At 40.3% G+C, this 9,328-nt stretch carries 6 protein-coding genes; all 6 read right to left on the reverse strand.

All coding sequences use genetic code 11. The annotated features are described in order from the left end of the window. Nucleotides 1-78: 78 nt before the first annotated feature. On the reverse strand, nt 79-504 hold the full coding sequence (locus tag OZP12_RS20125; RefSeq protein ID WP_281226882.1) for a CBS domain-containing protein: 426 nt from the start codon (nt 502-504) through the stop codon (nt 79-81). A 163-nt stretch (nt 505-667) separates the two neighbouring features. Further along, nucleotides 668-2,617 carry an OmpA family protein gene (locus OZP12_RS20130; RefSeq protein ID WP_281226883.1) on the reverse strand — a complete coding sequence of 650 codons (1,950 nt, stop codon included), beginning with the start codon at nt 2,615-2,617 and terminating at the stop codon, nt 668-670. An 11-nt stretch (nt 2,618-2,628) separates the two neighbouring features. Further along, complete coding sequence (locus OZP12_RS20135; RefSeq protein WP_281226884.1) at nt 2,629-3,555, reverse strand: PorP/SprF family type IX secretion system membrane protein; 927 nt, start codon at nt 3,553-3,555, stop codon at nt 2,629-2,631. Between the two features lie 36 nt (nt 3,556-3,591). Continuing rightward, a complete protein-coding gene (locus tag OZP12_RS20140) occupies nt 3,592-7,740 on the reverse strand; it encodes a Calx-beta domain-containing protein (RefSeq protein WP_281226885.1) in 4,149 nt (1,382 codons plus the stop codon). Nucleotides 7,741-7,745: 5 nt separating this feature from the next. After that, a complete protein-coding gene (locus tag OZP12_RS20145; RefSeq protein ID WP_281226887.1) occupies nt 7,746-8,618 on the reverse strand; it encodes an Ig-like domain-containing protein in 873 nt (290 codons plus the stop codon). A gap of 45 nt (nt 8,619-8,663) precedes the next feature. After that, nucleotides 8,664-9,320 (reverse strand): Ig-like domain-containing protein, encoded by a 657-nt coding sequence (locus OZP12_RS20150; protein WP_281226888.1) that lies wholly within the window; start codon nt 9,318-9,320, stop codon nt 8,664-8,666. Nucleotides 9,321-9,328 lie beyond the last annotated feature (8 nt).

Genomic DNA, 9,328 nt, shown 5'->3' on the forward strand with positions numbered 1-9,328 from the left:
AATTTATTAAATAATTTATAACCAAAAAAAATAGCCACACAAAGGTGCAGCTATTACTATTTTTTTACCAATCATCTGTTATTGTGAAATATAAGAATCCAAATGCTTGATTGTTTCTTTTTGAACCTCAATAATTGTTTTTACAACATCCCCAATAGACACCAAACCAATTACTGTATTATTTTCAACAACCGGTAAATGTCTTATTCTTCTTTTACTCATTAATTCCATGCAATAATCCACATTATCTGTTGGCTTAACGGTCACCACATCAGTTGCCATAATTTCACTTACGAGTGTTTCCTTAGAAGACTTATCCTTTAAAACAATTTTTCTTGCGTAGTCTCTTTCAGATAGAATTCCTTTTAAAATTCCGTCTTCAATTACAGGAATTGCCCCAATGTTTTTCTCTCCCAAAACTTTCAACGCTTCGAATACTGTAATGGTTGAAACAATTGAATAAACTTCGCTTCCTTTCGTGCTTAGTATTTGATTTACAGTCATAATAAAAAAATTTTAGAATGTTAAATTTAAAAAAAAATCATATACAAAAATCAAAAAGCATACTTTTTATTCTTTAAAACATTCACTTTTATGACAATCATAAAAAAAATCCCTTCATTCAAAAACTTTTGAAAAAAGGGATTTATAATAAATTGAAATTATGTTATTTATTCATCGAAACGATAATGAACTCACTTCTCCTGTTGGCCTGATGTTCCTCTTCGGTACATGGCACTCCATCAGAGCAATTATTTACCAATTGCGATTCTCCATAACCATTACCGATCAATCGTTCTGAACCGATTCCGTTTTTCACTAACCAATCTACAGTGGCTTTCGCTCGCTTATCAGATAATTTCATATTATACTTAACCGATTGGCGGCTATCTGTATGCGAACGTACCTCGATTTTTATCTCTGGGAATTCCTGCATTACCGCTAATACTTTAGCCAATTCAAAAGCTGCGTCCTTACGAATATTTGATTTATCCAAGTCAAAATAAATAATTGGAATATTCAAAGTCTTAGCCAAATCAGTACCAACTCCTACCAGTTTAATACGACGCTCAAGTGGCACTGAAAGCTCGTTTTTACTTGTAGAAAGAGTTTTGGTTTTAATATAAAGCTCATTAGTCAAGTACTCGTCTTTTTCAGCTCTCACATGATATCCCCTTCCACAATTTACAGGAAAACTATAATATCCTTGAGCATCGGCTTGAACTACTTGAAGAGCCTTAAAATTGGCATCAAGCAAAGTCACTTTAACACCTGAAAGCGGTGTTTTTAAATCCTTGTCGGTTATACTTCCCGAAAGTGTTTGTTCACAATCCAGTTTCTTATTTTCTATAAATCGATAAATATCATCATTTCCTTTTCCTCCTTCACGGTTGGAACTAAAAAAACCATTTCTGTTTTTACTGTTAATCAAAAAAGCAAAATCATCTTGCTTGCTATTGATAGGCTCTCCCAGATTTTGAATTCCGTAAAAGCTTTTATCACCGTCAATCTTTGCCATGAAAACATCTAATCCTCCTAGACCCGGTCTTCCGTCACTCGCAAAAAACAATTCATTGTCAGTTGAAACAAAAGGAAAAGTCTCCCTTCCTTCGGTATTAATTTCCGTGCCGAGATTTTCAGGAGTTCCATAGCTTCCATCATCATTGATTTTTACCTTAAACAAATCCGATTGCCCTAATGTTCCGGGCATATCCGAAGAAAAATAAAGCGTTTTTTCATCTACACTCAAAGCTGGATGTGCAACGCTGTATTGATTACTGTTAAATGGCAATTCTTTCACATTGTCCCACTGTCCCTCTGCATTTAGAGTTGCCTTATATAACTTTAACAAAGTATTTTTATTAGCATCCCTTCCTCTTTTACCTTCCAAGAAATTGTTCCTTGTAAAATACATTGTTCTCCCATCTTGAGTAAAAACAGGAGTTGACTCATTAAACTTAGAATTTATCTTGCGTTCGAAGCGCTCTGGAGTTCCCATTTCTCCATCAGGTTTAATCTCTGACCAATATAGATTGGTAAACGATTTATTGGTCCATTTAAATACATTCTTAGAAACCCCTCCAGTGTCTCTTGCAGAAGCAAAAACTAATTTATTCCCTAAAAATGAACTACCATATTCTGAAGATTCTGAATTTACACCTGCATCTACCACTTCAAAACGATCCGAATTGGCTTTGATTTCTTCTAGGTAATTTTTATTATCCTTAAAAAGCAGGCCTCTTTTATCATTAGCTTTTTTTTCGTTAAACTGCTCCAATATTTGATTCGCTTTTGCATAATCCCCGTTGGATTTTAAAGTTTGGGAATAACGATAAAAATACTCTGGATCTTGATTGGGATATAAAGCAAAAAGCTGTTCATACCATTTTAATGCTTTTGAAAATTCGGCTCCAAAATAATAGGCATTACCTAATTTTTGGAACATTTTCTCGTCTTGATATCCTTTTTCGGCAACTTTTTCATAATTACCTATTGCATCAACATAAGCATAAGAATCATAATTTTTATCGGCTCTGCTTATTGTAGCTTTTTGTGCAATTCCATGTAAAAAGAAAACACTTAAGAATAGACTATATCGTAATTTTTTAACTTTCATAAGAGTCAGTTTTAGAAAAATCTTGGAGAGATAATTTTGTCATATTTATTAAACAATTCGAATCGTAAAAAGATTTCATGAGAACCCGAATTATATTTAGAAAATTCTGTGGTATCAAAATCATATCCATATCCAAAAAACCATGATTCACTTGCCTGAAATCCAACCATAGCACTCATGGCTGCATCCCATCTGTAGGCCAGTCCAACAACAAATTTTTCATTCAACATCAAATTAGCCGATACATCCACCTGCAAAGGAGCTCCCTGAACATATTTGGTTTCCAAAGTCGGTTTCAATTTCAAACTTGGACTCAAATCGAAAACATATCCGGCAATCAAATAATAGTTGATTTTTTCTTTAGAAATATGACTTGCAGAATTCGAATCTGATTTATCAAAATGTTCAGTTTCGATTAAATAAGGTGCTGATATTCCTATGTAACTGTTATCGGAATGCAAATACAATCCAACTCCGATATTTGGAGAAAATTGATTATCAATATTTGATTGATAGGCATTTGGATCTCCCGGCTGATAATTCAATTTACTAAAATCCAAACTTAACAAATTGGCACTTGCTTTTAATCCAAAAGACAATTTATAATTCTCCGAAGCTGGGATAGTATAGGAGAAATCCGCTGCGATATTATTCTCGGTAGAAATTCCAATCTTATCATTTACAACAGACAATCCCAATCCAACTTTACTTTCACTCAAAGGAGTATTAATAGAAAAGGAATTCGTCACCGGAGCCCCATCAACTCCAACCCATTGGTTTCGATGCAATGCAAAAATACTCATCGCTTGCCTCGATCCTGCATAGGCAGGATTTACTACAATTGTATTGTACATATATTGAGTAAATTGTGCATCTTGTTGAGCTGAACTAACAATAGTAAAAAGCAATGTTACCAACCCGATTATTCTTGTTTTCATGTTCTGATTTTTTTTGTAATAGCTTGGACTCATTGATTATTTTCTATTTAAATACAAATAACCTGATTTCTCAAAAGCGTTAGATTTACTGTCTCTGTATTTCAAGATATAGAAATAAGTTCCAGCCGGCAATTCTTGTGATCTCTCAACAGTTACCCTACCCTCAGAGAAACCTTTAAACACAACATCATCGTTATTATAATGTTCACGTTCAAATACTAATACTCCCCAACGGTTGAAAATCTGTATCGAATTATCAGAATAACATTCTAATCCGCGTATCACCAGTTTATCATAATCTCCACTTCCGTCAGGTGTTACTGCGTTGTACACCTTAATCACACATCCGGAAATTGCCAATGAAGTTGCATCGTCACTATCAAAATCAGTGTCATCCGATTTATCTTCAACAACGCGGCCATTTGGAGCAGTACCAAAAACAGTAGCCTGATTTGAAATAGATCCTTCATTAATATCCGTTTGCTTGATAACATACACCGCTTTAAATTGGGTTGTATTGGTTTCACCAACTGCCAAACTCAATGGAGCACCTGTCATTGTTACTCCAGGAAGTGGATCAGATATTGTTATATTTGACAATGGAACATTTCCTTTATTTTTTACTTCAAAAGTATAAGTAATAGTTTCTCCCGCTTGTGCATAACCATCGCCATTCTCATCGTTGAAATTTGCCTTTTTCACTAAACCAATACTTGGACTAGAAACAAATACTGTTATAGTTGCCGTACTGCAATTATTTGGATTTGCTTTTTCACAAATATTATATGTCAACGTATAAGTTCCTCCAGGAATATTTGCCAATGTATTTAATAATCCTGCAGCAGTCATTGTGAAATTAGGACTTGCACTGAAAGTCACTGTCACATTAGCAGCATTTATTGGCAATCCGTTAAAAGTATCATTGGCTAAAGCATTGAAAACTCCACTTAAAGCTTTTGATCCATCAATAATACCTGCATCATCATTATTAGCTTTAATACTAAATCTTGGAGACGCATTACATCCTGATGTAGCAGCCGGATAATTCACAGTCACATTTTGAGTTGGATTCAATACAAACTGCATAGTAACTGCGGGTCTGGTTAATTCGAAACCATCAGCTCCTTGTGTCCATTGCCCGTTTACCAATAACCAACCTGGCCAATCTACCGGATTGCTATTTGCATCAACAACTGCTCCTGGCCAAAGTACATTTCCTGATAATGGCATATTACTTTGTGTTGCCACTACCCTGTTAGCACTATCAATCCAATTTATAGTTAATAAACCAGTTGGTGTAAAATTATTTGCAACAACAGAATAAGAAACGTAAGGCGCATCATTAGAACAATAACTGTTTGCAGTTATAGTCATTGTTGGAGCAACCACAGTTACAGTAACTGTTGCACTGCTGCAATTTGCAGGATTCAATTTCTCACAGATAGAATACGTTAAAGTGTAAGTTCCTGCTGGTGTATTTGGCAACAACTCCACAGTTCCATCTGGTTGTAATGTCATATAACCTGTTGGAGAAACAACTGTTTTACTTAAATTAACACTATTTAATAATACAGCTGCATTATTCAATTCATCATTTGCCAAAACATTGATAACTGCAACCGTTTGATTAATTCCCACCACTGATCCCACCTCATCTGGATTAGCTTGGATAACGGAAGCAACTTCATTATCTCCAATCGTTACTGTAGCAGAAGTAGTATTTACCGTCACACCATTATCTGTAGTATTTAAGGTAATAATTACCGTTTCATTACCTTCCAAAATACTATCATCAGTCACCGTCACCGGGATCGTTGTGCTCAAGCTGTTTGCAGGAATCGTTACTGTATTAGTTATCATTGCATAGTCTGTACCATTGGTAGCAGTACCTGTTACAGTATAAGTCACTTTAGTATCAGTAGATATCGGGTTCGTCAAGGTAACTGTAAATTGACCATTTGTCGATGGTTCAGAAGCATTCGCTATACTTGCCACTATACTAGCGGTTGGCGTAGCATCGTTGTCATTGATAGTCGCTGTTCCTGTGGTCGTCGTGTTAGTGGTATTTGCTGATGTTACTGTTCCTGTCAAAGTAAAGTTCTCAGATGGTTCATCAATAACGTCATCTGTGGTCGGAACGCTCACCGTTACCGATGTTTGTCCAGCAGGGATCGTTACCGTAGTTGTCACTGAAGTATAATCCGATGTTCCGGCAGTGCCTGAAGTAGTTGTAACATTAACAACTGTATCTACAGAACTCGCAACGTCTAGCGATACCGTGAAGACCGCATTAGCACCCTCCACAACCGTCGGATTGCTGATGCTCAACGTTGGCGTAGCATCGTTGTCATTTATAGTTGCAGTTCCTGTGGACGTCATGTTAGTGGTATTTGCTGATGTTACTGTTCCTGTCAAAGTAAAGTTCTCAGATGGTTCATCAATAACGTCATCTGTAGTCGGAACGCTCACCGTTACCGATGTTTGTCCAGCAGGGATCGTTACCGTAGTTGTCACTGAAGTATAATCCGATGTTCCGGCAGTGCCTGAAGTAGTTGTAACATTAACAACTGTATCTACAGAACTCGCAACGTCTAGCGATACCGTGAAGACCGCATTAGCACCCTCCACAACCGTAGGATTGCTGATGCTCAACGTTGGCGTAGCATCGTTGTCATTTATAGTTGCAGTTCCTGTGGACGTCGTGTTAGTGGTATTTGCTGATGTTACTGTTCCTGTCAAAGTAAAGTTCTCAGATGGTTCATCAATAACGTCATCTGTAGTCGGAACACTCACCGTTACCGATGTTTGTCCCGCAGGGATCGTTACCGTAGTTGTCACTGAAGTATAATCCGATGCTCCGGCAGTTCCCGAAGTAGTCACCACATTCACAACCGTATCTACAGAACTCGCAACGTCTAGCGATACCGTGAAGACCGCATTAGCACCTTCAGTTACAACCGGACTGCTGATGTTCAACGTTGGCGTAGCATCGTTGTCATTGATAGTCGCAGTTCCTGTGGTCGTCGTGTTAGTGGTATTTGCTGATGTTACTGTTCCTGTCAAAGTAAAGTTCTCAGATGGTTCATCGATAACGTCATCCGTGGTCGGAACACTCACCGTTACCGATGTTTGTCCAGCAGGGATCGTTACCGTAGTTGTCACTGAAGTATAATCCGATGCTCCGGCAGTTCCCGAAGTAGTTGTAACATTAATTATGGTATTTTCACAAGTGCTAGTATTCAAACTTAAAACAAAAACAGCATTAGCTCCTTCTACAACAGCTACATTTGAAATACTAAATGACGGCAAGGCATCTACCGTTACAGTGGCTGATGCTGAATTTGCCGAAGCACAAACCCCACTTTGTAAAACTGCTCTGTACGACGTTGTTGTCGTTAGATTCGTTGCTGTTAAAGTAGTTGCCGTATTAGCAATTGGGGTTCCTGCTGTAGCAAAATTATCTAATGAAGATTCCCATCTTACTATCGTTCCTGTATGGCCTGATAAAGTTAAAACCGTACTGTTGGTTCCTGTACAAACTGAAGCACTTCCCGCAACGGTTCCGCCAACTGAGGCTGGATCTACCGTTACCGAAACAGCTGTTCTTGAGCTCTCACAGCCGTTTACCGTTTGGCTCGCATAATACGTCCCTGTTGCCAACGTTTCTGTTCCTGCATATAATGTACCGGCCGTTGCCGCATCGTACCATTTGATCGATGTGCCTGTGGCTAACAAGTCGCTTACTTTTTTACCCTCAACCGAACAGAACGTTTGTGCTGAAGCAATCGGTGCCGATGGCGTTGGCGTTACCGTTACGCTTACCGAAGTTCTTGAGCTCTCACAGCCGTTTACCGTTTGGCTCGCATAATACGTCCCTGTTGCCAACGTTTCTGTTCCTGCATATAATGTACCGGCCGTTGCCGCATCGTACCATTTGATCGATGTGCCTGTGGCTAACAAGTCGCTTACTTTTTTACCCTCAACCGAACAGAACGTTTGTGCTGAAGCAATCGGTGCCGATGGCGTTGGCGTTACCGTTACGCTTACCGAAGTTCTTGAGCTCTCACAGCCGTTTACCGTTTGGCTCGCATAATACATCCCTGTTGCCAACGTTTCTGTTCCTGCATATAATGTACCGGCCGTTGCCGCATCGTACCATTTGATCGATGTGCCTGTGGCTAACAAGTCGCTTACTTTTTTACCCTCAACCGAACAGAACGTTTGTGCCGATACTGTGCAGGTGCCGATGGCGTTGGAGTTACCGTTACGCTTACCGAAGTTCTGCTGCTCTCACAGCCGTTTACCGTTTGGCTCGCATAATACGTCCCTGTTGCCAACGTTTCTGTTCCTGCATATAATGTACCGGCCGTTGCCGCATCGTACCATTTGATCGATGTGCCTGTGGCTAACAAGTCGCTTACTTTTTTACCCTCAACCGAACAGAACGTTTGTGCTGAAGCAATCGGTGCCGATGGCGTTGGCGTTACCGTTACGCTTACCGAAGTTCTGCTGCTCTCACAGCCGTTTACCGTTTGGCTCGCATAATACGTCCCTGTTGCCAACGTTTCTGTTCCTGCATATAATGTACCGGCCGTTGCCGCATCGTACCATTTGATCGATGTGCCTGTGGCTAACAAGTCGCTTACTTTTTTACCCTCAACCGAACAGAACGTTTGTGCTGAAGCAATCGGTGCCGATGGCGTTGGAGTTACCGTTACGCTTACCGAAGTTCTGCTGCTCTCACAGCCGTTTACCGTTTGGCTCGCATAATACGTCCCTGTTGCCAACGTTTCTGTTCCTGCATATAATGTACCGGCTGTTGCCGCATCGTACCATTTGATCGATGTGCCTGTGGCTAACAAGTCGCTTACTTTTTTACCCTCAACCGAACAGAACGTTTGTGCTGAAGCAATCGGTGCCGATGGCGTTGGAGTTACCGTTACGCTTACCGAAGTTCTGCTGCTCTCACAGCCGTTTACCGTTTGGCTCGCATAATACGTCCCTGTTGCCAACGTTTCTGTTCCTGCATATATAATGTACCGGCTGTTGCCGCATCGTACCATTTGATCGATGTGCCTGTGGCTAACAAGTCGCTTACTTTTTTACCCTCAACCGAACAGAACGTTTGTGCCGAGGCTCGCAGGTGCCGATGGCGTTGGAGTTACCGTTACGCTTACCGAAGTTCTGCTGCTCTCACAGCCGTTTACCGTTTGGCTCGCATAATACGTCCCTGTTGCCAACGTTTCTGTTCCTGCATATAATGTACCGGCCGTTGCCGCATCGTACCATTTGATCGATGTGCCTGTGGCTAACAAGTCGCTTACTTTTTTACCCTCAACCGAACAGAACGTTTGTGCCGAGGCCGTAGGTGCCGATGGCGTTGGAGTTACCGTTACGCTTACCGAAGTTCTGCTGCTCTCACAGCCGTTTACCGTTTGGCTCGCATAATACGTCCCTGTTGCCAACGTTTCTGTTCCTGCATATAATGTACCGGCCGTTGCCGCATCGTACCATTTGATCGATGTGCCTGTGGCTAACAAGTCGCTTACTTTTTTACCCTCAACCGAACAGAACGTTTGTGCCGAGGCCGTAGGTGCCGATGGCGTTGGAGTTACCGTTACGCTTACCGAAGTTCTGCTGCTCTCACAGCCGTTTACCGTTTGGCTCGCATAATACGTCCCTGTTGCCAACGTTTCTGTTCCTGCATATAATGTACCGGCCGTTGCCGCATCGTACCATTTGATCGATGTGCCTGTGGCTAACAAGTCGCTTA

Source organism: Flavobacterium aquiphilum (assembly GCF_027111335.1).
GTDB classification, from domain to species: Bacteria; Bacteroidota; Bacteroidia; order Flavobacteriales; family Flavobacteriaceae; genus Flavobacterium; species Flavobacterium aquiphilum.